Here is a 23,253-nt window from a genome sequence, read left to right on the forward strand (position 1 = left end):
TTTCAGCGGACGAGGTCCGCCAGTCCCGCAAACGCTCCCTGGCGTGGCGTTGGTGCCGCAGGAGCAGGGCGGGCCTGGGGACGCGCTGGACGCCAGCGCCAGCGCACGGGAGCGGGCGGGCCCATCGCACCTTCGGTCATGGCGCGGGGCTGTATCGGCTGAAAGCCCGCAAGCCGCAGGAGGCGTTCGTAGCTGGCTTGCGTCAGCCCCATCGAGATCGCTTTGGAGGAGTCGAGCACGAAGGGGCGGCGTCCGACGGGCGTGCGAACCTGGTGGGCGTCCCGCAGCAGCTTTTCGGCCATATCAAGCCGGATCATCTGTTTGCCCAAACTACGGTATCCTCGCGCCCCGCTGCGTCCGGATTGGAGCGTCGGCGGCATGCCAGCAGGGATGGTATCCGCCTCTGCCGGTGAGTGTCCTGCTTTTTGCAACTGATGCCAAAGTTGCACGGCTGCTGGTCTCAGCATCGCGGGCACGAAAATGTCGAGGGAACCAACTTTCACACCAAGCCGCGCGAGCCGAAGCCGTTGCGTCTTGTCCATGCGCTCCAGGCCCGAAGCAGTCCTTTCGATCATCCCTCCGGCTTCCACGAGCCCGATCAGCACCGCTCGCAGTTCCGGACCTGCATCTTCGTTCCGGCTCGCATCTTCGATCTGTCGCAGCGATTCCAGCGGCTTGAGTAAAGATTGGAGCCACTCTTCCAGTGCTGCGAGCAGTTCCTTTCGCGCCGGGGCGGGGAGAGCATCAAGGGACCTATCGGCTTGCAGTTGGGGTGAGAGAACGGACCTTCCCGGAGACAAGCAGGCGATCGTCGCGCCTTCCAAGGTGATCGCGCCCGCTTCGAGGGTCAAACCAGCTTGTCCTGCTCTCATCTGCGCGATCAGTTCGGCGGCGCGGCTTTCCAGCAGCGCCGGTAGATGACGTTCGGCAGCGGCGAGCAGCAGCTTTCGATCGGACAGCCTGGCTCCGGGGTCGACTGCGAATGCGAATCCCTTCAGCGAACCGATGTGCTCACCCTCCACCAGAACCTCCTCGTCTTCCAGTCGGACGGACAGCAATCCCGCGTCCGTGCCCAGCTTGCGCATCAGAACCGCAGTGCGCCGGTTGATAAAGCGCTCCGTCAGCTTGCCATGGAGCGCGTCCGACAAGCGCGCCTCTACCGCGCGGGCGCGCGCCGCCATCTCGTCGCGGGCAAGCACCCAGTCCGGGCGCTGTGCGATGTAGGCCCACGACCGGATCGCGGCGATGCGACCCTGAAGCGTGTCGATGTCGCCCGAGGTTACGTCGAGCTGCGCGATGGCGCGCGCTACGTAGTCGGCGCCAAGCTCGCCTTCACGCAAGTCCTGCCACAAGCGCGCCACGAAACGCGAGTGGGTCTCCGGACCCTGACTTCGGAAGTCGGGCAGGCGGCACACGTCCCAGAACCGGCGGACCACGCCAGGAGAATGAATGCTTCCGGCCACCTGGGGATCGTCCGCCAGCAGCTTGAGAACGGCTATGTCGATCGCCTCTGGGGCGGGAGCAAGCTCAGGCGTGGAGGGTGGCATCTCCAGGTCGCCGATCAGCGTGGCAAGATTGTCGAACCGGGGCTCAGGCTCACGCCAGAACAGCTTCGTGAGCGGAGGAAAGCGATGCTCCTCGATCGCGTAGACTTCCTCATCGGTGAACTCGGATGCGTGATGACTGCCGGCAAGCGTACCGAAGGTCCCGTCCTTCTGGTGCCGGCCTGCGCGACCCGCGATCTGCGCCATCTCGGCTGTGGTCAGGCGCCGCTGCCGTACACCGTCGAACTTGGACAGCCCCGCAAAGGCGACGTGTTCTACGTCAAGGTTCAGGCCCATCCCAACAGCGTCGGTGGCGACGAGGTAGTCGACCTCGCCCGACTGATAGAGCGCCACTTGCGCATTGCGCGTCTGGGGGCTGAGCGCACCCATGACAACGGCGGCACCACCCCTGAAACGGCGAAGCATCTCGGCGATGGTGTAGACCTGCTCCGCCGAGAATGCGACGATCGCGCTGCGTGGGGGAATGCGGCTGAGCTTTTTGGCACCGGCGTGGCGGAGGATGGAGAAGCGCGGACGGCTTTCGACTTCGACGCGCGGGATGAGCGACTTGACCAGCGGTTCGATGGTTGCCGATCCCAAGATCATGGTCTCTTCGCGGCCCCTTGCGTGGAGCAGGCGGTCGGTGAAGACATGGCCGCGCTCACGATCGGCCGCCAGCTGTGCCTCATCGATGGCGACGAAGGCGAGACTGTCCTGCACCACCGGCATGGCCTCTACGGTGCAGAGGAGCCAGCGCGCATTCTTGGGCTCGATCCGCTCCTCACCGGTGATCAGCGCGACGTTGTTCGGGCCCTTGATGGCGCAGACGCGGTCGTAAACTTCGCGAGCCAGCAGTCGCAGCGGGAAGCCGATCGCTCCGCTGGAGTGGGCGCAAAGACGTTCGATCGCGAGATGGGTCTTGCCCGTGTTCGTAGGGCCGAGGACGGCACGAACACGGCTCGCATCCCAGTTGCGAGCATCGGCGGGTCGAGAGGCAGCCATCGCACTGTAAGATGTGGCATCGCTGCAGGCCTACCGCAAGGCAGGGGCTGCATTGCAGGCGGCAAGCTGGGGATATCGAACGGAAGGGAGAAGGAATCCCTCGTAGTTGAAGAAGTGGATTTATGAGCTGGCGCGGGAGTTCCACCGCTTATCTTTTTAAAACAACGTTTCGTCCTGTCAGGAGCACGCAATCCCCAGGTTTTAGAATGTATTAACCTTGAACAGTCAGGGCTCGGCCTGGAAACGCCTGCAGGGCGCGATTGGGACACGGGCTTGTTACGAGAACCTGGCCACATGGAAGAAGGCGGCTGTGGCGCGGGTGGACCCGCGATGCTGGTCCATGCGCAATCCTCGGGCGCAATGCCCAAATTCACTCCACAACGTGATTTCATCAAGGCGCAGCGTGTAGCCGCGATTGGCGCGACTCAGCCGCGCGGCTGGCGGGACCGCATCGAAAGCTGGAGCGCCCGCAACCACTTCGCGCCTGCCTTGATCGCTGCTACCGGCAGCCGCCGCTGGCTGCGGGGCCTTGGCACGTTGGTGGGCCTGAGCGCTGTTGCCGTTTCGCTCTGGCCGGATTTCTCGCAAGTTGAGGCCGCGGTAGCGCTGCCCGCCGACCGGGCGATCCGTGACGAATATCGTAGCCAGATGATCATGCCGCTGGCCCTCGGCGGCGACAGTGGCCGCCGCATGGGCGCGACCACGATGGTACGGCCTCTGACTACCGCGCCGGAGCGCCCAGAGATACAATTGATCGCGACGCTGGGCCAAGGCGACGGCTTTGGCCGAATGCTCGCCCGCGCCGGTCTGGGCGAGGGTGACATCGGCCGCGTCAGCTCTCTGCTCGGCGGGGTCATGCCTGCGGGCCAGATCGCATCGGGCACCCAGTTCGAAATCACTCTGGGCCGGCGTCCCCAACCCGGCGCCGCGCGCACGCTGGAGAGCCTCAACTTTCGTGCCCGATTCGACCTTGAGCTTGCCATTACACGGCAGGACGGCGGGCTGACGCTGGAGCAGCACCCCATCGCGGTCGACGAAACGCCGCTCCGAATTCGCGGCGAAGTGGGTTCCAGCCTTTATCGCTCGGCGCGCAACGCTGGGGTGCCTATTGCAGCCATCCAATCCTATCTTCGCGCGATCGACCGGCACGTCAGCCTTGAAAGCGACCTTGGCGCGGGCGATTCATTTGACATTGTAGTGGCTTACAAGCGCTCCGCCAAAGGCGAGCGGCACGTTGGCGAACTGCTTTACGCGGGGCTCGAGCGAGGCGGAAAACCGAAGCTGCAGCTCCTACGCTGGGGTAAGGACGGTAGCATGGTTGCTGCCGGTGCCTTGGCCCGCGCCAGCGAATCGCGCAGCATCGGCGCACCCGTGGCAGGGCGGATAACCTCAACCTTCGGCATGCGCCGGCACCCTATCTTGGGCTTCGTGCGCCGCCATGCGGGCGTCGACTACGGTGCCCGGCACGGGACGCCCATCCACGCCGTGTCGGACGGCGTGGTATCGTTTGCCGGGCGACATGGCGGCCATGGCAATTACGTGCGGCTCGATCACGGTGGCGGCAACGGCACCGGCTATGCCCACATGAGCCGGATCGCCGTGCGCAGTGGTGCCCAAGTGCGCGCCGGGCAAGTGATCGGCTACGTCGGCTCCACCGGGCTTTCGACCGGTCCGCACCTCCATTTCGAGGCATATCGCGGCGGACGCACGGTCAATCCGGCCGGCATGCGCTTTGCTTCGCGGCCGCAAGTCGACAAGCGCGAGCTTGCCGCGTTCAAGCAGCGTCTTGGCACCATGCTGGCCATCGGTCCCGGTGCGGCCCTTGCTAGCCTCGCGCCTGCGCCGCCGCCGCTGGAGCCCGAGGTGCGCCGCGAGATCGACCGTCTTGCCGGTCACCACGAAACGATGCCGGCTCAATCGGATCCATCCTCGGGCGGGCGATCCTTGGCCAATCCATCGGCTGTTCGCCGCCTTGCTGCCGTCGAGGACTCCGGCCACAGCAATTGATGCGCGTGCCGATTTGCGGCAAGCCGCGTGGATGACTGCTGCCTATCCCCACGCTCGCCTTCGCCGCACGCGCGCTGCCGCATGGAGCCGCGCCCTGCATCGCGAAACGATGTTGACCCCGGCCGACCTAATCTGGCCGCTCTTCGTCACGGAAGGAAGCGGAGTGGAAGAGCCCATTGCCTCGCTTCCCGGTGTCTCGCGCTGGTCGTTCGACGGCATAGCGGAGCGCGCGCGCGAAGCGGTCACACTGGGCATTCCGTGCCTGGCGCTGTTCCCCAACACACAGCCAGGACGCCGCAGCGAAGATGGACGCGAGGCGCTGAACCCCGAGAACCTGATGTGCCAGGCGATTCGGGCGATCCGTGACGCGGTGGGCGATGGCGTGGGCATCCTGACCGACGTGGCGCTCGACCCCTATACCAGCCACGGGCAGGACGGGCTGATCGATGAAGCCGGTTATGTCCTCAATGACCGGACGGTGGAGGTGCTCGTCGGGCAGTCCCTGAATCAGGCCGCTGCTGGCGCGGACATCATCGCTCCCTCCGACATGATGGACGGGCGGATCGGCGCCATCCGCGCTGCGCTGGAAGACGAGGGCTACGCGAACATCCAGATCATGGCCTACGCTGCCAAGTACGCCTCAGCATTCTACGGGCCGTTCCGCGACGCCGTGGGCTCGCGCGGTCTGCTGAAGGGCGACAAGAAGACGTACCAGATGGACCCGGGCAACAGCGAGGAAGCGCTACGCGAAGTGGCGCTGGACCTCGCCGAGGGGGCCGATAGCGTGATGGTAAAGCCCGGCTTGCCTTATCTCGACATCGTGCGCCGGGTGAAGGAGCGCTTCGAAGTGCCGGTCTTCGCCTACCAGGTCTCCGGCGAGTACGCGATGATCGAGGCCGCCGCCGCCGCTGGCGCCGGGGACCGCGACGCGCTGGTCCTGGAAACGCTGCTCGCGTTCAAGCGCGCGGGCTGCTCTGGCGTCCTGACATACCATGCGGCGCACGCAGCCAGACTTCTTACGTGATAGAGCCAGACCGACTGGTTCTGCGACAGCCGACAAGAGAGCAGGCTGAAGCCTTGATGGAGCGGAAGGCCGAGGCGGAACCCGTATGAGATCGGCCGCGCGTCCGCTGTTCGTCGCGACTATCCTCGCCGGCAGCTTCCTGCTGTTCCTGGTCCAACCAATGGTTGCCCGTATGGCCTTGCCGAGGCTGGGCGGGGCGCCGAACGTCTGGAACAGCGCCATGGTGGTCTACCAGGTGCTGCTGCTGGCCGGGTACGCCTACGCGCACTGGCTGTCCCGGTTCGATGTGAAGCGGCAGGCGATCACGCATCTGGCGCTGCTGGCAGTTGCGGCGCTGACACTGCCGATCGCGCTGGCAAGGCTGGCGCCACCTGCGCCGGGGTGGGAAGTCCTGTGGGTGCCGCTGCTGTTGCTCGCGACGATCGGACCTGTCTTCGTGGTGATCTCGGCCCAGGCGCCGCTGATGCAGCGGTGGTACGCGGCGGATCCTCGTGCGGGCGAGCCGTGGGCGCTCTACGCGGCTTCCAACTTCGGCAGCTTTGCCGGGCTTCTCGCCTATCCCTTGGTGGCAGAGCCTCTGCTGACGCTGCGCCAGCAGAGCATCGCCTGGAGCCTTGGCTTCGGCGTGCTTTGCGGGCTCGTTGTATTCGCCGCGCGTGCGCGGTGGGGCATGCGTTCCGTTCCGGCCGAAGCTGTGGCCGAACACGGCGAGAATGAGGAGCGGGAGAAGGTCGGTACGCGCCGTATCCTGCTATGGCTCGCGCTCTCCGCCGTTCCCTCGGGCCTGCTGCTTTCTACAACGACGCACCTGACTACCGACATTTTCGCCATGCCCTTGCTGTGGGTGATTCCGCTGGGGCTGTACCTACTCAGCTTCGCCATCGCCTTTTCGGACAACCGCGGCGTGGCGAATGCGATCGTGCTGCTGACGCCTGCAGCGGTCATCTTCGCGGGCAGTTATGCGATGGTCTCATCGGCGTCCGGCACGATGACGGCGGCATTCGGCGCACTGCTGCTGCTGTTCGATATTGCGGTGGCGCTGCATACCCGCCTTTACGACGCACGGCCCGGTACCGCGAAGCTGACGTTCTTCTACCTCGTCATGTCCGCAGGCGGTGCCTTGGGCGGCGCGTTCACCGCGCTGGTGGCCCCGGTGGTGTTCGACTGGGTTTGGGAGCACCCGATCCTGATCCTGGCAGGCGCGCTGCTGCTGCCCTTGCCTCCGCTGCTGGACTGGAGACGGATGGCCGGGCTCGATCGTGGCATGTCGCGCATTGCCCTGGGCGTGCTGATCGTGGCCGCGCTGTTCTTCACCGCGCATCTGACGTGGCTGGTGACGGAGGGAGCGAGCCAGCTGCTGCGGTTCTTCCTGCTGACCCTGCTGACCGGCGTGGGACTGTTGCTGCTCCCCTGGCGCTGGGCTTTTGCGGGCGTGCTCTTGCTGGCGATGCTGGCGCAAGGTGGGGTTTCGACCTTCCGCACCTCGATGGAGGGGCAAAGGACGCGCAGCTACTTTGGCATCTACACCGTCTATGAGGATACCGTGGAGCAGAGCCGCCTGCTTACCCACGGCACCACATTGCATGGCAAGCAGCCGCTCGACCCGTCGCGCGTGCGTGAGCCTACCACGTATTACGGCGATACCTCGGGCGTTGGCCTGGCGATTGATGCCGCGCCGGGCATGTTCGGGCGCGAGGCGAATATCGGTGTGGTAGGGCTGGGCACCGGAACGCTCTCCTGCCGCCGCAAGCCAAGCCAGTCCTGGACCTTCTTCGAGATTGATCCCGCCATGGTGCGCTTCTCGCGCAACGGCACGTTCATGTACCTGAAGACCTGTGCGCCCAAAGCCCGGATCGTGTTGGGCGACGCGCGGCTGGAGCTGGAGAAGGTCCCCCGCGGCTCGTTCGATATCCTAGCCGTTGACGCCTTTTCGTCGGATGCGATCCCGCTTCATCTGCTCACACACGAAGCGGTCGGCGTCTACGAACGCGCATTGGTGGATAACGGTCTTTTGCTGATCCACATTTCCAATCGCTATATCGAGCTTGAGCCGATCCTCGCCGCCATCGCCGCCAAGCGGAGCATGTATGCGCTGATCCGGCGCGACGTACCGTCGGGCGATCTGACTGTGGCCTCCAACTGGGTCGTGCTGACGCATAGCGCTGAGCGGCTGGCGCAATTGCAGGCGAGCAGCGGCACGCTCGACTGGCAACCGCTTGAACCGGCACAGGGCGATGCGTGGACCGATGATTACGCATCGGTCTTGCCCTTCATCCGCTGGAGCTACATCCTGGGGAAACTATGACCGATATGACCCAACGCACCGACATCACGATCGCCGCCATCCATGGCAAGGCGCCCCGGATTCACTCCAGCGCCTTCATCGCCCCGGGGTGCCGCATCATCGGCGATGTCGAGATCGGGGCCGATGCCAGCATCTGGTATAACTGCATCATCCGCGGCGACGTGAACCGGATCGTGATCGGCGCGCGCAGCAACATCCAGGATGGCACGGTCGTCCATTGCGACAGCCCCAAGTCCGAGAGGCCCGAGGGGTATCCGACGATAATTGGGGAGGAGGTTCTGATCGGCCACATGGCGATGGTCCACGGCTGCACTCTTCACGACCGCGCCTTCGTGGGGCTCGGGTCCATCGTGATGGACGGCTGTGTGATCGAGAGCGACGGCATGCTCGCGGCCGGCGCGATGCTCACGGCTGGCAAGACGATCGGCGAGCGGGAGTTGTGGATGGGCCGTCCCGCCAAATACGCGCGCGACTTAGACGAGGAAACGGTGGCCGCCAATCTGGCGGGTACTCTGCGCTACGTTACGAATGGCCGCTTGCACGCAGACGCGCTTGGACACTGATGGCGCGGGCGAAAGTGGAGCTGCCGTCGGCGGGGAGCCTGCTGGCACTTGCCGACGGGGAGGGTCGTCTCGCAGTGCGCGTGACGCCTGGTGCCAAGACCGAAGGGCTGGAAATCGGCGCCGATCAGCTTCACGCCAAGGTGCGAGCCAAGCCCGAGGACGGCAAGGCGAACGAAGCAGTGCGCGCCCTGCTGGCTGCTGCGCTGGACCTCGCGCCCTCACGGCTCACTTTGCTGCGCGGAGCTACCTCGCGCGAAAAGCTGTTCCGCATCTTGCCATGAACGCACTACTTGCGCGAACGCAGCCGCCCCAAGAAGCGAAGGACCTCCCGTGACGACGTATTCCATGCCGCCCGAGTGGCACCCGCAGGATTGGCTCTGGGTCGGCTTTCCGCATGATCCCGTGGAGTGGCCTGGCTACCTCGCGCGTGCGCAGGAGCAGATGGCAGCGTTCGCGAACGCCGTTGCCGAAAGCGGGCAGGCCGTGCGCCTTCTGGTGAGGGATGAGGCGAATCGCGCCCGTGCGGCGCAACTCTGCTCAGCGAAAGTGCAGCTGGAGATGCGGCGGTACGGAGACGTATGGCTGCGCGACACCGGTCCGCTGGTGGTCGCGGGCCCGCAGGGCGAGCGCAAGGCTATGCGCTTCGGGTTCAACGGATGGGGCGGCAAATACCTGATGGACGGCGATCAGGAGATCGGGGCCGAACTTGCGGCGGACGCCGGTCTGGAAGTCTTGACCGCCGACTGGATTTTGGAAGGCGGGGCGATCGACGGCGACGGCACCGGGCTCGTCGTCACGACCGAGCAGTGCCTGCTCAACCCCAACCGCAATCCCCACCTCACGCGGCGCGACCTGGAAGAGCGCCTCCGCCGCGACCTCGGCTACGACCGCGTGCTGTGGTTGGGAGAGGGGCTCATCAACGACCACACCGACGGGCATGTCGATAATCTGGCGCGATTCGTGGCGCCGAATACGCTCGCGCTACCGCGTGCGACCGGTGCGGACGATCCGAACGCGGCGATCTATGCCGACGCCAAGGCGCGGGCCGAAGCGTTCGGCGTCACCGTGCGCGAAGTGCCCTCACCGGGTCGCGTCGAGACGGAAGGGCGGATCGAACCGGCAAGCTACATGAACTTCGCGGTGACATCGAAGCTGGTCGTCGTCCCGACCGCCGGCACTGTTCACGACGACGAGGGCGTTGCCGCCATCGCCGAGCTGTTCCCCGGTCGCGACACCGTCGGCATTCTGGCTGACGCAGTGCTGGCCGGGGGGGGCTCGTTCCATTGCTCCAGCCAACAAATGCCTGCGCGCCGTTAACGCTTCCACAATCATAGGCGGGCAAATGTTCGCCTATGGCCTTCGTCCTGAACATCGCCTCGCGCGTGACACGTGCTCAAGAGAGCCTGCTGCGATCCGGGATCGTCTGCGGCTGCGCCCTGGCGCTGATTTTCGCCGGCTTCTGAGATGGGGCGAGCTGTTCCGAACGCACTACCGCTTGGTGGCGAACCAGATCACGTGCTTGGGGCCCTTGCCGTTGCTGCGCGAGGCGACCTTCACCTCGTCCACCACAAGATCGCACTTCTCCAGCCGCCGCGTGAATGTGGGGTCCGGGCCTGCGGACCAGATCGCAAGGACGCCATCGGGCGTTAGCGCGCGCTTGGCGGCACGCAATCCGGGCGTGGAGTAGAGGATGTTGTTGTCCTCACGCACGAGGCCGTCCGGACCGTTGTCGACATCGAGCAGGATAGCATCGTAATCGGCATGCGCGCCCGAGATGAAAGGCGCGACGTCGGACATGACGAGCTGCACGCGCGGGTCTTCCAGGCATCCAGCGGTCAGATCGGCCATAGGGCCGCGTGCCCATTCGATGATCTTGGGCACGAGTTCGACCACGGTCACGTTCGCGTTCGCAGGCAGCACCTTCAGCGCCGCGCGCAGGGTGAAGCCCATGCCGTAGCCGCCGATGAGGAAGCTGGGCTGCTTGGAGTTGCGCACCTTTTCGAAGGCCATCGTCGCCAGCGCTTCTTCCGAGCCCCACTTGCGCGTGCTCATCAGTTCGTTGTGACCCAGCACGATCATGTGGTCGCGGTCGTGCCGATAGAGCTTCAGTTCCTCGCCCCCTGGCACTTGTGCCGTGTCGAGAAGTTCGCGCTGGATCATGTAATGGCCGCCTCGGGTCCGGGGTGTCGCAAATGGATGATGGGGTAAGGACGTCCGGCGCTGTCCCGTTCCGAACGGCCCACACGTACGAACCCGCGCGCTTCGTAGAACGGCGAGGCGTTCGTGGCTTGCTCGTTGGCGTCGACTCGCGCTTGCGGGTCAAGCGAGATTGCGTGCGCCACAAGGGCCGAGCCATACCCGCGCCCATGCGCCTCGGGATCGACGAACAGCGCTTCGATCACGCCATCTGCGAAGATCATGAAGCCCTGGGGCTCGCCGCCGTCGTCTTCCGCGATCGTCAGCGGGGCGGTCCGGAGCAGGTCGTGGACCATGGCCGCAATGGAAGACTTGTCCGCTGGCGAGAGGAAGCCGTGCGTTGCATCCACGGCGCCCCGCCAGATGGCGAAGGCACGTGGAGCATCGGCAGCGGTTCCCTCGCGCAGCTTCACGCCGTGTGCGGCCGCAGGTCCGGCGCCACGGCGGCATCCCTGAGCAGGGCGATCGCCTCGTCCAGGCTGACGACCTTCTGCTGCTGCTCACCCAGCGTGCGGATGGCGACGGTGCCTTCCTCCGCCTCGCGCTTGCCGACGACCAGCAGGTACGGGACCTTCTGCAAGGAGTGCTCGCGCACCTTGTAGTTGATCTTTTCGTTGCGCAGATCGGTCTCGACCCGCACGCCTGCCGCCTTCAGCTTGGCCGTGACCTCGCCAGCGTAACCGTCTGCATCGGAGACGATCGTCGCCACTACGGCTTGCACTGGCGCCAGCCACACCGGCAGCTTGCCGGCGAAGTGCTCGATCAGGATGCCGATGAACCGCTCGTAGGAACCGAAGATCGCGCGATGCAGCATGACCGGGCGATGGCGGGCGCCGTCTTCGGCGACATAGCTGGCGTCGAGGCGCTCGGGCAGCACGCGGTCGGACTGGATGGTGCCGACTTGCCAGGTGCGGCCGATCGCATCGGTGAGGTGCCATTCCAGCTTGGGCGCATAGAAAGCGCCTTCGCCCGGCAGCTCTTCCCAGCCGTATTCGGCGCTGGCAAGCCCCGCGCGGGCCACGGCGTCGCGCAGTTCGGCCTCGGCTTGGTTCCACATCGCCTCGGTGCCGAAGCGATTCTCCGGCCGCAGTGCCAGCTTGATCGCGTAAGTGAAGCCGAAGTCGCGATAGACGCGGTCAGCCAGTTCGCAGAACGCCTGCACTTCCGCCACGATCTGGTCTTCGCGGCAGAAGATATGCGCGTCGTCCTGCGTGAACTGGCGCACGCGCATCAGGCCGTGGAGCGCGCCGTGCGGCTCGTTGCGATGGCAGCAGCCGTTCTCGTAAAGGCGCATCGGCAAGTCGCGGTACGACTTGATGCCCTGCCGAAAGATCAGAACGTGCGCGGGGCAGTTCATCGGCTTCAAGGCCATCCAGTCCGCATCATCCGAGATGATCGGGCCTTCATCCTCGACGTTCGGAACCTCGTCGGGGATGACGAACATGTTCTCGCGGTACTTGCCCCAGTGCCCGGACTGCTCCCACTGGCGCGCGTCCATGACTTGCGGGGTCTTCACTTCGCGATAGCCCGCGCCGTCGATGGCGCGCCGCATGTAGGCCTCCAGCTCGCGCCAGATCACGTAGCCCTTGGGGTGCCAGAATACCGAGCCGTGCGCTTCGGCCTGAAGGTGGAACAAGTCCATCTCCTGCCCAAGCTTGCGGTGGTCGCGCTTGGCGGCTTCCTCCAGGCGCGTGAGGTGCGCGTCGAGCTGCTTTTTGTTCAGCCATCCCGTGCCGTAGATGCGGCTGAGCATCGCGTTTTTCTGGTCGCCACGCCAGTAAGCGCCCGAAACGCGCGTCAGCTTGAACGCGGCCGGATCGAGTTTGCCGGTCGAGGGCAGATGGGGCCCGCGGCACATGTCGAGCCAGTCGCCACCCGACCAGTAAACCGTCAGTTCCTCGCCTTCGGGCAATTCGGCGGCCCATTCCGCCTTGAAGCTCTCGCCCTCGGACTTCCAGCGCGCGATCAAGTCCTCGCGAGTCCAGACTTCACGCTTCAGCGGTTTGTTGGCGGCGATGATCTCGCGCATCTTGGCTTCGATCGCGGGCAAGTCCTCCTCGGTGAAGGGACGATCCTTGGGCGCGAAGTCGTAGTAGAAGCCGTCGTCGGTCGACGGGCCGAAGGTGATCTGCGTGCCGGGAAACAGCGCCTGCACCGCTTCAGCTAGGATATGCGCATAGTCATGCCGGGCGAGTTCCAGTGCATCGGCTTCGTCCTTGGAGGTCACCAGTGCCAGCTGCGAATCGCCCATGAAGGGACGCGAGAGGTCGACAAGCTCACCGTCGACCTTGGCTGCGAGCGCGGCCTTCGCAAGGCCAGGCCCGATCGCCGCGGCGACGTCCGCCGGAGTCGAACCCACGGGCATGTCGCGCACGGAGCCATCGGGCAGGCTGATCTTGAACATCTCGGACATCGATAGCTTCTTTCTCAAATCCGCCGCGCGCCATGGCACAAGGGCTCACGCGGGGGAAGTCTGGCGCCGGTTTTCAGATAGTTCGGGGAAGGTGACGCCAGCCGCCCGAACCCGGGCGGCGGTGGCCGCGCTCAGTACGCGACCAGACGCACCCGGGAGAACCCGGTGGTAGTCGTCGTGGTCGTGGTGCGAGCTTGCGCCATGAGGAGGAATATAGAGCGCTTCCGGCGCGATGTCACGCGCGAGCCCTGCGCCCGACAAGGGAGGGCGCGGGCCTGGTGGCGGCCCAAGCCTGCCATGCCTCCGCCATGATCCAGCCGCTGGCAAGGCACAGGAACGGCATCACGGGATAGTGGAAGCGGGACTGCCCGAATACGAGCACCGCAACGAGTGTCGGGTAAGCCGCCATGGCCCAGGGCAGAACCCACCAGTCCACCCAGCGCAGGCTCGCGGCCCTGCGCCTGAGCGTCATCGTCACCAGAGCCGCGGCTGAAGAGAGCAGGAGAACCGCATAGTAGGCCTGATTCGCGATGCGCACGGCGCGATAGAGTGGCTCGAACCGGGGGTAGCTTGGAGCACCGGCCTGATAGCCCCACGCCGCCTCGCCATCGGGAAGCCACAGGATCGCCAGCTTGCGCGGCGCAAGGGCGAGGAACTGCATAGGGTTGTGCGTGATCCAGTCCACCGCGATCCGCTTGGCCTCCGCATCGCGCTCGACTTCGCCAAGGTCGGCCCGCGCCATCAGGGCGACGTAGGCACGGCTATTCTCGGCATAACCACCGTTGGCGTCCTCGTTGTTGCCGATGAGCAGATTGTACCCTCCATTGGTCGAGACCACGATCCAGTGGCCGAGTTGCGTGTGGTTGCGCAGGCTCCAGGGAACGATCACCAGCGCTGCCGCCGTGAGGAGCAGCACTGTCTGGCCAACCAGCTGAGGCAGGCGCCGCCAGCGATCTGCGGCGCGAAGCCAATCGATGGCGAACAGGAGCGGGACGACGACGAGTGTCTGCGCTTTCACCAGCGCTGCCAGCCCGAACACAAATCCGGCCGTGATCAACCCCGCCACGGCCGGCCAGCCCGCCGAGCGTCGCTCGATGACCAGCCAGCAGCCCATCACCAGCAGAGCCGTGTAGAACACCTCGGTCAAGCCAAGCGGCACGTAGGCGATTGCGTTGGGATAGCAGGCGAGCAGCAGTAGACCCAACCGTGCGCCAGCCTCACTGCCGAACAGGCGACGTCCCAGCAGCAGCGTCAGCCACCCGATGAGCACCGCGCTAGCCAGGTTGAACAGACCCACCGCGAGCAACGAAGGGCCGGTGAGCCGGAACAAAACCGACAGCACGAGCGGCCAGCCTGCCGGCCAGAACGCGGTTGGCGCGCCGCTGTTGTCGAGATAGCCTTGCCCGGTCGCGAGTTCGCTGGCCCTTTGCACATACCATTCCGCATCGGACGTGGGCGCGACGGGTACCAGCAGAACGGCAAGGCGAAGCAGCACGTAGATCGCCCAGATCGCCGGAAGCACGCGCGGTGACGTCGCGAAGCGCTTGATCAGCGGCCGGTCTGTACGCGATTCCATCGCAGCAGGGCCTAGCACGCTCCTTTTAAGATCGGATTGACGCCGGTTACCGGCCCGTCTCGCCCCTCCCCCCCCTTGTCGCGGGGGGAGGGGATCTCCACTACCTGTCCATGGCAGAGATTGCGTTTCACGAAATGCCCGACGGGCGCCGCATCGCCTACCGCTTCATGCCCGGTGCGGGTCCTGCGGTGGTGTTCCTGCCGGGCTACATGTCCGACATGGCGGGCGGCAAGGCGACGGCAGTGTTCGATCTGGCTCGTGCCAAGGGAAGAGCCTGTCTCCTGCTGGACTACTCCGGCTGCGGCAAAAGCTCGGGCGAATTTGCCGATGGCACGCTCTCGCGCTGGCGTGAGGAAGTGCTGTCCCTGATCGAGGCTCATTGCCCCGGCTCCGTGGTTCTGGCCGGCTCTTCGATGGGCGGGTGGCTGATGCTGCTGGTCGCTCTGGCGCTGCCGGCGGAAAGAGTCGCCGGTCTGGTCGGCATCGCGCCGGCGCCCGACTTCACTGACTGGGGCAACACGAGTGAAGACCAGGCGCGCCTCGCTGCGGGTGAGACGCTCTGGGCCGACAATCCCTATGGTCCCGAGCGGACACCCACCTATGCCGGCTTCTGGGCCGATGGGCAGGCGAACCTTCTGCTCGGCAGCGAGATCGCGCTCACGTGTCCGGCGCGCCTGCTCCACGGCCAGCAGGACCCGGATGTACCCTGGGCAATCTCCTTGCGTCTCGCCGAAGCGCTGCGTTCAGACGCGGTGCGGATCACGCTGATCAAGGACGGCGATCATCGCCTCTCGCGTGATGCCGATATTGCGCTGCTGCTCGACGCTGTGGGCGCGATCGCCGGCTGGCCCGACTGACAAGCCCCGGAGACCTTCCATGTCGCTGCTCCTTCTGATCCTGCAATATGGCGCCACAGTCAGCCAGTTGCCGCCCGAGATCCTCGACCGCAAGAGCATCGAAGCGCGCAAGAGCGCTCAGGCCGCGGGACCGGTGTTGCCGAGCGTGCGGACGGCGGGCTGCATGGACGAGATGGTGTCCAGCCCGGCCGCTGGCGCCATCGCGGCGCAAAACGCTCTTGATCGCGCTCAGGGTGCAGAGCGGGTGCGAGCCGGCTTGTGCCTTGGCGCGGCGCTGGGTGCGATGGAACGCTGGGACGAGGCCCGCGCGGCTTTCCTCCGCGCCCGCGATTCGGCTGGTCCCGCGAACTTCGCCAGCCGCGCACGATTGGGAGCGATGGCCGGAAATGCGGCCTTGGCCGGCGGTTCGGCCGATGTCGCGCTGCCGATCCTCGATACCGCGCAGGCCGACGTGAAGATCGCGAAGGATACCGAGCTGCTTGGCACCATCGCTATTGATCGGGCCCGCGCGCTGGTGGCGCTGGGGCAACAGGATCAGGCGGCGCAAGCGCTAGCCGACGCCCGTGTAGCGGTGCCCGGCAATCCGCAGGCATGGCTCCTTTCGGCCACGCTCTCTCGGCGGCAGAACAAGCTGGCCGAAGCCCAGGCGCAGATCGAACGGGCCGCGCAGCTCGCTCCGCGCGATCCCGAGATCGGACTTGAAGCAGGCGTAATCGCGGTACTGGCTGGTCGTGAAGACGCCGCGCGCAAGAGCTGGCAATCCGTTGTGGCCGGTACGCCCGACAGCGAGGCTGCCAAGACCGCGAAAGGGTACCTCGCGCAGCTGGACGCCAATCCGGCCGAGGCCAATCCAGGAGCCGCCAAGCCATGACACCTCTTTCCGTTCTTGACCTCGTGCCCGTCCGCGAAGGTGGAACTGTCGCCGAGGCCCTCACTGAGTCCGCGAAGACGGCGCAGACTGCGGAGAAGGCCGGCTATGCCCGCTACTGGGTGGCAGAACACCACGGCATGGATGGCATTGCGGGTGGCGCCGCCTCCGTCGTGCTCGCGCACATCGGTCACGCCACAAGCACGATCCGCATCGGGGCAGGCGGTATCATGCTGCCAAACCACAACCCTTATGTGATTGCCGAGCAGTTCGGCACATTGGACGCGCTGTTCCCGGGCCGGGTGGACCTTGGCCTTGGCCGCGCAGCCGGTGCCGACGGGCGCCTCGCCTATGCGCTGCGCAAGGACATCGTGAAGGCGTCGGAAGCTTTTCCGCAGGACGTGGTCGAGCTGCAGGCCCGGTTCTCAGGCGAAGCCGTATCAGGCGTGGCGGCGCCGCAAGCTGCGGGCGCGGCGGTCGAGATGTGGATACTGGGCTCCAGCCTCTACGGGGCGCAGCTCGCGGCCATGCTGGGCCTGCCTTATGCGTTCGCCTCGCACTTCGCGCCGGCCCTGCTCGACCAGGCGGCTGCGATCTACCGCGAGCGCTTCAAGCCGTCGGAGACGCTCGATAAGCCGCACTTCATGGCAGCGATCAACGTCATCGCGGCCGAGACGGACGATGAGGCGCAGTACCTCGCCTCGACCAACGAGCAGGCGTTCGTGGCGCTGCGCTCCGGCTCGCCGGGGCGAATGAAACCACCGATCCGCAACTACCGTGCAACATTGCCCGCCGGCGCGCTGGCCATGCTCGACCAGATGCGTTCGGTCAGCGCGATCGGCTCACCCGAGACGGTGCGCGCCGGGATCGAGGCTTTCCTCGCTCGCACCCAGGCGGACGAACTGATCGTGTCAGGATCGACCTATGATCCCGATGCGCAGCGCCGCTCGCTAGAGCTGACGATGGAAGCGCTGGCCTGACGCTCTAGAGTGACGCTCTGGCCCGACGCTCTGGGCGCGAACGCTCTGCCGATGGAGACAAGCCGCCGATCCGCGCCCCATTGACGCGCAGGCGCTTTTGCCGGATCGAACGGCGCATGGAAAAAGCAGACGTCGTTATCGTGGGAGCCGGGCACGCAGGCGCACAGTGCGCGATCGCGCTCAGGCAAAATGGGTTCACTGGCACCGTCGTGGTGATCGGCCGCGAGCCGGAATATCCTTATGAACGCCCGCCGCTCTCCAAGGAGTACTTCGCGCGCGAGAAGACGTTCGACCGCCTCTATATTCGTCCACCGACGTTCTGGGCGGAAAAGGAAATCCACTTTGAACTCGGCGTGGAGGTGACGAAGGTCGATGCTTCGGCGCACCAGGTGACGCTCTCCAACGGAAACAAGCTGGAATACGGTAAGCTGGTCTGGGCTGCGGGCGGCGATCCGCGCCGACTGTCCTGCTCCGGCGCGGAACTGGCCGGCGTCCACGCGGTCCGCACCCGCCAGGACTGCGACACATTGATGGCCGAGGTCGATGACGGCACCAACCAGATCGTCGTGGTCGGTGGCGGCTACATCGGTCTGGAAGCGGCCGCTGTGCTCAACAAGATGGGCTGTAAGGTGACGCTGCTCGAAGCCTTGCCGCGCGTCCTCGCCCGCGTGGCGGGTGAGGAGCTTTCTGCCTTCTACGAAAAGGAGCATCGCGATCACGGCGTCGATCTGCGGACCGACGTGAAAGTCGATTGCATCATCGGTGACGGTCACAAGGTAACGGGCGTGCGGCTGGCCGACGGCGAAGAGCTTCCCGCGCAGGCGGTGATCGTGGGCATTGGCATCGTGCCCGCCGTAGGCCCGCTGATCCTTGCGGGCGCTTCGGGCGCCAACGGCGTCGACGTCGATGAGTTCTGCCGTACCTCGCTGCCTGACGTCTATGCCGTGGGCGATTGCGCGGCCTTCGCTTGCGACTTTGCGGGCGGGAACGTCATGCGCGTGGAATCGGTGCAGAACGCCAACGACATGGCGACTTGCGTGGCTAAGGCAATCTGCGGCGATGAGAAGCCGTACAAGGCGTTCCCGTGGTTCTGGTCCAACCAGTATGATCTGCGCCTGCAGACCGCCGGGATCAACGCTGGTTACGACCGCAGCGTCGTGCGCGGCAATCCCGAGGATCGCGCTTTCAGCGTCGTGTACCTCAGGGAAGGCAAGGTCCTTGCGCTAGACTGCGTCAACACGGTCAAGGACTACGTGCAGGGGCGCAAGCTGATAGAGGCTGGCGTCAGGCCTGACCTCGCCGCGCTGGCTGACAAGGGCGTGCCGCTCAAGGAGCTGCTGTAACTTCGGTGGCGACAAGTCGCGAGGCGGCCCAGTCCGCTGCCTCCGCGACGACGGGGTTCGGATCGCCCCGCAGCGGCGCGACTTGTTCGAGAAGTTCGGGACGGCCGCTGTTTCCTGCCGCGTAGAGGCAGTTGCGGACGAAGCGGTCGCGGCCGATCCTCTTGATGGGTGAGCCGCTGAACAGCTTGCGGAAGGCCGCATCGTCCAACGTCAGCAGGTCGCGCAGTTCGGGTGCGGTCAGTTCGCCGCGCGGCAGATAGGCACGGTGTGCGTGGGCGGTCTCTGCGAACTTGTTCCAGGGGCAGACCGCCAGGCAATCGTCACAGCCATAGATGCGATTGCCAAGCGTCGGCCGCAGATCGGCGGGTATCGGCCCTTTGTGCTCGATCGTCAGATAGCTGATGCAGCGGCGCGCATCGAGCCGATAGGGCTCCGGAAACGCGTTGGTGGGGCAGGCGTCCTGGCAGGCGCTGCAGGAGCCGCAGTGATCGCGCAGCTGCGATCCGACCGGCAGCTCGAGTGTGGTGTAGATCTCACCGAGGAAGAGCCAGGAGCCGTGCTCCCGGCTGACGAGGTTGGTGTGCTTGCCTTGCCAGCCAAGCCCCGCCGCTTGCGCCAGCGGCTTCTCCATGACGGGCGCGGTGTCCGTGAAGACCTTGACCTCGGGCGCGGGAATGCCATGGCGCGGCGCTGCCTCGATCAGCCAGCGCGCCAGGGCCTTGAGCGCTTTCTTGAGCGCGTCGTGATAGTCCGCGCCCTGGGCATAGGCGGAGATCCGCGCCAGATCGGAATGGTCCGCCAAACGCAGAGGATCGTTGGCGGGGGCATAGCTCATGCCCAGCGCAATCACGCTTCGCGCTTCGGGCCACAGCGCTTGCGGGGCGCAGCGCTGGTGCGCGCGCTCTGCCATCCACTCCATCGTGCCGTGCATACCTTGTGCGAGCCAGGCGGACAGGCGATCCCCGTGCGTCTCGTCCTGGCCGGCAGGCGCGATGCCGAAGGCGCAGAAGCCCAGTTCGAGGGCTTTCGCCTGCAATGCCTGGACGAACCCGCTTAGCTCTGTGTTAACCGTGCTTGCGGATGCTGTCGTTGACGTGGCACGAGGTACGAGCGCCTGCATGAAGGCCCAGATAGGAGAAGCACGCTTGGCGGGCAATGCAGCCGCGACCCGGCCTCTCGCCATTGAGGCGCGGGGCCTCGTCAAGCGCTTCGACGGCTTCACCGCGGTGGATGGCGTGGAATTGGCGGTGCCGGAAGGCGCGATTTACGGCATCCTTGGGCCCAACGGCGCGGGTAAGACGACCACGCTGCGCATGCTGCTCGGCATCATCGATCCCGATGCGGGGTACCGCCGCGTGCTTGGCGCGGAGCGGCCGCACGACGTGGCGCGGGCCATCGGTTACCTGCCGGAGGAGCGTGGGCTGTACCCGGCGATGAAAGCGGTCGAGGCGATCGCCTTCGTGGGCGCATTGCGCGGATTGCCGCTGCGCGAGGGGCGCCGCCGTGCGCGCGATCTGCTGGAGGGGCACGGCCTGGGCTACGCGGCCGACCGCCAGATCCGTCAGCTCTCCAAGGGCATGGCGCAGCAAGTGCAGATCCTGGGCACTCTGGTTCATCGGCCACGCCTGGTGGTGCTGGACGAGCCGTTCTCCGGCCTCGATGCGCTCAACCAGGGCAAGCTGGAAAAGATGATTCGCGGACTGGCTGATGAGGGCACGACGGTGATCTTCTCCACGCACGTCATCGCGCATGCCGAGCGGCTCTGTGATGAAGTGGCGATCATCGCCGGCGGCAAAGTGCCGTTCGCCGGCCCGGTCGATGTCGCGCGCGATCGCATCCCGGCGCAAGTCCGGCTGGAGACGCGCGCCAGTACCGGTCCGTGGTTGGCGGCGCTGCCGGAAGGCGCACGGCAGGAGGGGCGCTTCTGGCACTTCGCCCTGCCGGACACCGGCGTCGAGCCGCTGCTTCGCACGCTCATCGAAGGTGACGCGGGCATCCTGTCGCTGTCGATCGAGCGAGCCGGGCTGCACGACGCCTTCGTCGCAATTGCGGGGGAAGCAGCGGCACGGGCGCTCGAAGCCGGTGCGGGCGACGAGGAGATGCGATGATGGTCGAGCACTCCACACGGGGCAGTCGACTCTCGTTGTTCGCGGCGGCGTATGTCGTCGCGTGGCGGGACTTCATGGCGATCCTGATCAGCCGCAGCTTTCTGTTCTTCCTGCTCGGCCCGCTGTTTCCCATCGTCGTCGCCAGCTTCGCGGGCGGCGTGGGCGCGCAGCTTCGCGAGACGGTGGAGCGCCCGCAGCTCGGCCTGGCGATGGCGAGCGCCGATGTCGCGGCCATGCAGAAGGCGCGCGCGCAGCTTGCGGAAACGCTGGGGGGAAGGGTGCCGGACACGGTCGTCCTCCAGCGCCTCGCACCCGGAGAGACCTACGACTCGGGCAAGGTCTTGGCCGGTGACCGCGGCAACGTGGCAGCCGTGCTGACCGGGAGCCTTGAGCGCCCGGTCCTCACCGGCACAAAGGAGCAGATCGAGGACTGGCGGGGACCGGTGGCCCTGATCGCTGCCAGCGCCATCAAGGGCGTGCCGGGCCCCGCGCCCGAGGTCGTCCTGCACAGCACCGCATCGACGACCGCCAGCGAGCGCACGGGGCAGCTGGTCACGGCACAGGGCGCACAGACGCTGCTGTTCCTGCTGACGATGCTGCTGGCCGGCATGGTGCTGTCCAACCTCGTGGAGGAGAAGGGCAACAAGGTCATCGAAATTCTGGCGGCGGCGATCCCGATGGACGCGGTGTTTTTCGGCAAGCTGTTCGCAATGCTGGCCATCTCGTTCGTGGGCATTGCCGTCTGGGGATCGGCCGTCGGCTTGTTCCTGCTGGGCTCGGGCGCGAACATGGCGGCCATGCCTGCGCCCGCCGTGGGCTGGCCGGCGATGCTGGCGCTCGGCGTCGTCTACTTCGCGATGGCATACCTGCTGCTCGGCTCGATTTTCCTCGCGCTGGGATCGCTGGCGACCACCGTGCGCGAAGTGCAGACGCTCTCCATGCCCGCCACGATGATGCAGCTGGTGGTGTTCTTCCTGGCCAGCTTCGCGATGATGCAACCGGGCAGCGCGGCCGAGATCTTCGCGATCGTGTTTCCCTTCAGCTCTCCTTACGCGATGATCGCGCGCGCCGCGCAGCAGCCGGGACTTGGCCAGCATCTGCTGGCGCTGGCATGGCAGAGCCTGTGCGTTCTGGTCATGGTGCGCGCAGGTTCGCAACTGTTCCGCCGCCGCGTGATGAAGTCGGGACCTGCCGGGGTGCGCAAGCGCCGGTTCTTCAGGCGGCGCGGGAAAGCGCAAGTGTCTGAATTATCACATTGAAAATTAAGCCCGCAGTGTCGACTTCACAACCATGAACACCGAAGACAGAAACCACGCGGAGAGCGCAACGCCGCAGGCGTCACGACGGCAAATCCTGGGATGGCTGACGATCGGCGCCGCCATGCCGGTGATCGGCGCCTGCGGGAGCGCTCCCGCAGAAGCGAAGGCTTATCCGGTGCGGTATTCCCAAGCCGAGTGGCGCAAGCGCCTGACGCCCGCGCAGTTCCACATCCTGCGAGAGGAGGGCACCGAGCGTCCGCACTCCTCCCCGCTCAATCGCGAGCACCGCAAAGGGACTTTCCAGTGTGCCGCCGACGGGCACCCGCTGTTTTCCTCGGCCACTAAGTTCGAGAGCGGCACGGGCTGGCCTAGTTTCTGGAAGCCTTTGCCCGGCGCGGTCGGCACATCCACGGACTTCAAGCTGGGACTGCCGCGCACCGAAGTGCATTGCGCGCGTTGCGGAGGGCACCTCGGCCACGTCTTCGAAGATGGGCCGAAGCCTACCGGCAAGCGCTATTGCATGAACGGCGCGGCGATGACGTTCCGTCCGGCCTGATACTCAGACGCTTTCGCGCTTGCGGGGAGGGGTGAGCGGTTCATGCGCGCGGCGCGCTGAGCCAGCTCGTCCAGACCCATGACTTGCGCGAAGGCGAGCCCATATTCCGGCACGCGGCGCCAGCACACGGTGGCTTCGAACAAGGGCAGTTCGCGCGCTTCCAGGCAGAACCTCTGGCCGATGGCGAGCCGGGTTTCGCTTTCGATCCGCGCACCTTGCCGCGAGATGTCGAGGATCGTGGCGGGCAGAGACTCCGCGCCGATCTTGACGCAGGCGGGGTGATGCACTCGCAGCCGCAGAGGGCGTTTGGGGTAGGGACTTCCCTGCGACACGAAGGTGTCGACGTCGATTCGGTAGTCGAAGCGAAAACCCGCCTCATTGCTGACCGCCCAGACCAACTGCATGGGATAGCGCTGGCCGCCGGGCGTCTCGATCATCAGCGTTCCAGCGTCGGGAAGCTGGTGGAACAACCGCAGCTTGATGCCGGTCTCCGAAACGTCGCGGATAATGCATAGATATTCGGTGCTGTCAGCGATCAGCTTGGCACTGCGCAGCATGAGCGTGAAGCGAGGTGCCCCGCGCATCTCAGCGCCGGTGCCGATTGCCTCGTTCCGGCTTTCCTTGCTGTCACCGAAGTCTTCCATCGCCCCTA

At 65.8% G+C, this 23,253-nt stretch carries 20 protein-coding genes; 13 read left to right on the forward strand and 7 right to left on the reverse strand.

The genetic code is table 11. From position 1 onward, the window contains the following. Positions 1-2: 2 nt before the first annotated feature. Positions 3-2,546 (reverse strand): helicase-related protein, encoded by a 2,544-nt coding sequence (locus ABVV53_RS15925; protein ID WP_353985421.1) that lies wholly within the window; start codon positions 2,544-2,546, stop codon positions 3-5. 273 nt (positions 2,547-2,819) lie between these two features. Between ABVV53_RS15925 and ABVV53_RS15930 the strand changes: the two genes are divergently transcribed. The 6 genes from ABVV53_RS15930 (at position 2,820) to ABVV53_RS15955 (ending at position 9,762) form a co-directional block, all read left to right on the forward strand. Further along, complete coding sequence (locus tag ABVV53_RS15930) at positions 2,820-4,553, forward strand: M23 family metallopeptidase (protein ID WP_353985422.1); 1,734 nt, start codon at positions 2,820-2,822, stop codon at positions 4,551-4,553. 31 nt (positions 4,554-4,584) lie between these two features. After that, positions 4,585-5,577 (forward strand): porphobilinogen synthase, encoded by a 993-nt coding sequence (gene hemB / locus ABVV53_RS15935; RefSeq protein WP_353985423.1) that lies wholly within the window; start codon positions 4,585-4,587, stop codon positions 5,575-5,577. Between the two features lie 85 nt (positions 5,578-5,662). Next, complete coding sequence (locus ABVV53_RS15940; protein WP_353985424.1) at positions 5,663-7,882, forward strand: spermidine synthase; 2,220 nt, start codon at positions 5,663-5,665, stop codon at positions 7,880-7,882. A 5-nt stretch (positions 7,883-7,887) separates the two neighbouring features. After that, positions 7,888-8,445 carry a gamma carbonic anhydrase family protein gene (locus tag ABVV53_RS15945; RefSeq protein ID WP_353985482.1) on the forward strand — a complete coding sequence of 186 codons (558 nt, stop codon included), beginning with the start codon at positions 7,888-7,890 and terminating at the stop codon, positions 8,443-8,445. Then, positions 8,445-8,726 (forward strand): DUF167 domain-containing protein, encoded by a 282-nt coding sequence (locus ABVV53_RS15950; RefSeq protein ID WP_353985425.1) that lies wholly within the window; start codon positions 8,445-8,447, stop codon positions 8,724-8,726. The genes ABVV53_RS15945 and ABVV53_RS15950 overlap by 1 nt, the downstream gene beginning before the upstream one ends. 64 nt (positions 8,727-8,790) lie before the next feature. After that, positions 8,791-9,762: an agmatine deiminase family protein gene (locus tag ABVV53_RS15955; RefSeq protein WP_353985483.1), complete on the forward strand. Its 972-nt coding sequence runs from the start codon at positions 8,791-8,793 to the stop codon at positions 9,760-9,762. 171 nt (positions 9,763-9,933) lie between these two features. Here ABVV53_RS15955 and ABVV53_RS15960 read toward each other — a convergent pair whose 3' ends face one another. From ABVV53_RS15960 to ABVV53_RS15975, 4 genes are all read right to left on the reverse strand, one after another. Further along, a complete protein-coding gene (locus ABVV53_RS15960; RefSeq protein ID WP_353985426.1) occupies positions 9,934-10,605 on the reverse strand; it encodes a spermine/spermidine synthase domain-containing protein in 672 nt (223 codons plus the stop codon). Next, positions 10,602-11,054, reverse strand: coding sequence for an acetyltransferase (locus ABVV53_RS15965; RefSeq protein ID WP_353985427.1), 453 nt, complete (start codon positions 11,052-11,054; stop codon positions 10,602-10,604). Before ABVV53_RS15965 ends, ABVV53_RS15960 begins: the two co-directional genes overlap by 4 nt. Next, a complete protein-coding gene (gene thrS / locus ABVV53_RS15970) occupies positions 11,051-13,054 on the reverse strand; it encodes a threonine--tRNA ligase (RefSeq protein WP_353985428.1) in 2,004 nt (667 codons plus the stop codon). The genes ABVV53_RS15965 and thrS overlap by 4 nt, the downstream gene beginning before the upstream one ends. Positions 13,055-13,289: 235 nt before the next feature. Continuing rightward, a complete protein-coding gene (locus ABVV53_RS15975) occupies positions 13,290-14,630 on the reverse strand; it encodes a glycosyltransferase 87 family protein (RefSeq protein ID WP_353985429.1) in 1,341 nt (446 codons plus the stop codon). A gap of 110 nt (positions 14,631-14,740) precedes the next feature. Here ABVV53_RS15975 and ABVV53_RS15980 point away from each other — a divergent pair, with 110 nt between their 5' ends. The 4 genes from ABVV53_RS15980 (at position 14,741) to ABVV53_RS15995 (ending at position 18,678) form a co-directional block, all read left to right on the forward strand. After that, the gene (locus ABVV53_RS15980; RefSeq protein WP_353985430.1) at positions 14,741-15,487 is read left to right on the forward strand and encodes an alpha/beta hydrolase; all 747 of its coding nucleotides are present in this window, start codon (positions 14,741-14,743) and stop codon (positions 15,485-15,487) included. Between the two features lie 19 nt (positions 15,488-15,506). Further along, entirely contained in the window at positions 15,507-16,358 is an 852-nt protein-coding gene (locus ABVV53_RS15985; protein ID WP_353985431.1) for a tetratricopeptide repeat protein, read from the forward strand. After that, positions 16,355-17,335 carry an LLM class flavin-dependent oxidoreductase gene (locus ABVV53_RS15990; protein WP_353985432.1) on the forward strand — a complete coding sequence of 327 codons (981 nt, stop codon included), beginning with the start codon at positions 16,355-16,357 and terminating at the stop codon, positions 17,333-17,335. Before ABVV53_RS15985 ends, ABVV53_RS15990 begins: the two co-directional genes overlap by 4 nt. 116 nt (positions 17,336-17,451) lie before the next feature. Further along, positions 17,452-18,678, forward strand: a complete 1,227-nt coding sequence (locus tag ABVV53_RS15995) for an NAD(P)/FAD-dependent oxidoreductase (protein ID WP_353985433.1) — start codon at positions 17,452-17,454, stop codon at positions 18,676-18,678. On the opposite strand, the gene queG is transcribed toward ABVV53_RS15995, so the two are convergent. Further along, positions 18,662-19,798 carry a tRNA epoxyqueuosine(34) reductase QueG gene (gene queG / locus ABVV53_RS16000; RefSeq protein ID WP_353985434.1) on the reverse strand — a complete coding sequence of 379 codons (1,137 nt, stop codon included), beginning with the start codon at positions 19,796-19,798 and terminating at the stop codon, positions 18,662-18,664. The genes ABVV53_RS15995 and queG overlap by 17 nt on opposite strands. Between queG and ABVV53_RS16005 the strand changes: the two genes are divergently transcribed. The 3 genes from ABVV53_RS16005 to msrB are packed head-to-tail and all read left to right on the forward strand — an operon-like array spanning position 19,797 to position 22,601. Then, the gene (locus ABVV53_RS16005; protein ID WP_353985435.1) at positions 19,797-20,786 is read left to right on the forward strand and encodes an ABC transporter ATP-binding protein; all 990 of its coding nucleotides are present in this window, start codon (positions 19,797-19,799) and stop codon (positions 20,784-20,786) included. The two genes, queG and ABVV53_RS16005, sit on opposite strands and share 2 nt — an antisense overlap. Next, on the forward strand, positions 20,786-22,045 hold the full coding sequence (locus ABVV53_RS16010) for an ABC transporter permease (RefSeq protein WP_419956792.1): 1,260 nt from the start codon (positions 20,786-20,788) through the stop codon (positions 22,043-22,045). Before ABVV53_RS16005 ends, ABVV53_RS16010 begins: the two co-directional genes overlap by 1 nt. 31 nt (positions 22,046-22,076) lie before the next feature. Further along, on the forward strand, positions 22,077-22,601 hold the full coding sequence (gene msrB / locus ABVV53_RS16015) for a peptide-methionine (R)-S-oxide reductase MsrB (protein WP_419956788.1): 525 nt from the start codon (positions 22,077-22,079) through the stop codon (positions 22,599-22,601). Here the strand turns inward: msrB and ABVV53_RS16020 are convergent. Then, the gene (locus tag ABVV53_RS16020) at positions 22,559-23,245 is read right to left on the reverse strand and encodes a PilZ domain-containing protein (RefSeq protein ID WP_353985437.1); all 687 of its coding nucleotides are present in this window, start codon (positions 23,243-23,245) and stop codon (positions 22,559-22,561) included. The two genes, msrB and ABVV53_RS16020, sit on opposite strands and share 43 nt — an antisense overlap. Between the last annotated feature and the right edge of the window lie 8 nt (positions 23,246-23,253).

This window comes from Novosphingobium kalidii, assembly GCF_040534015.1.
Lineage (GTDB): Bacteria > Pseudomonadota > Alphaproteobacteria > Sphingomonadales > Sphingomonadaceae > Novosphingobium > Novosphingobium kalidii.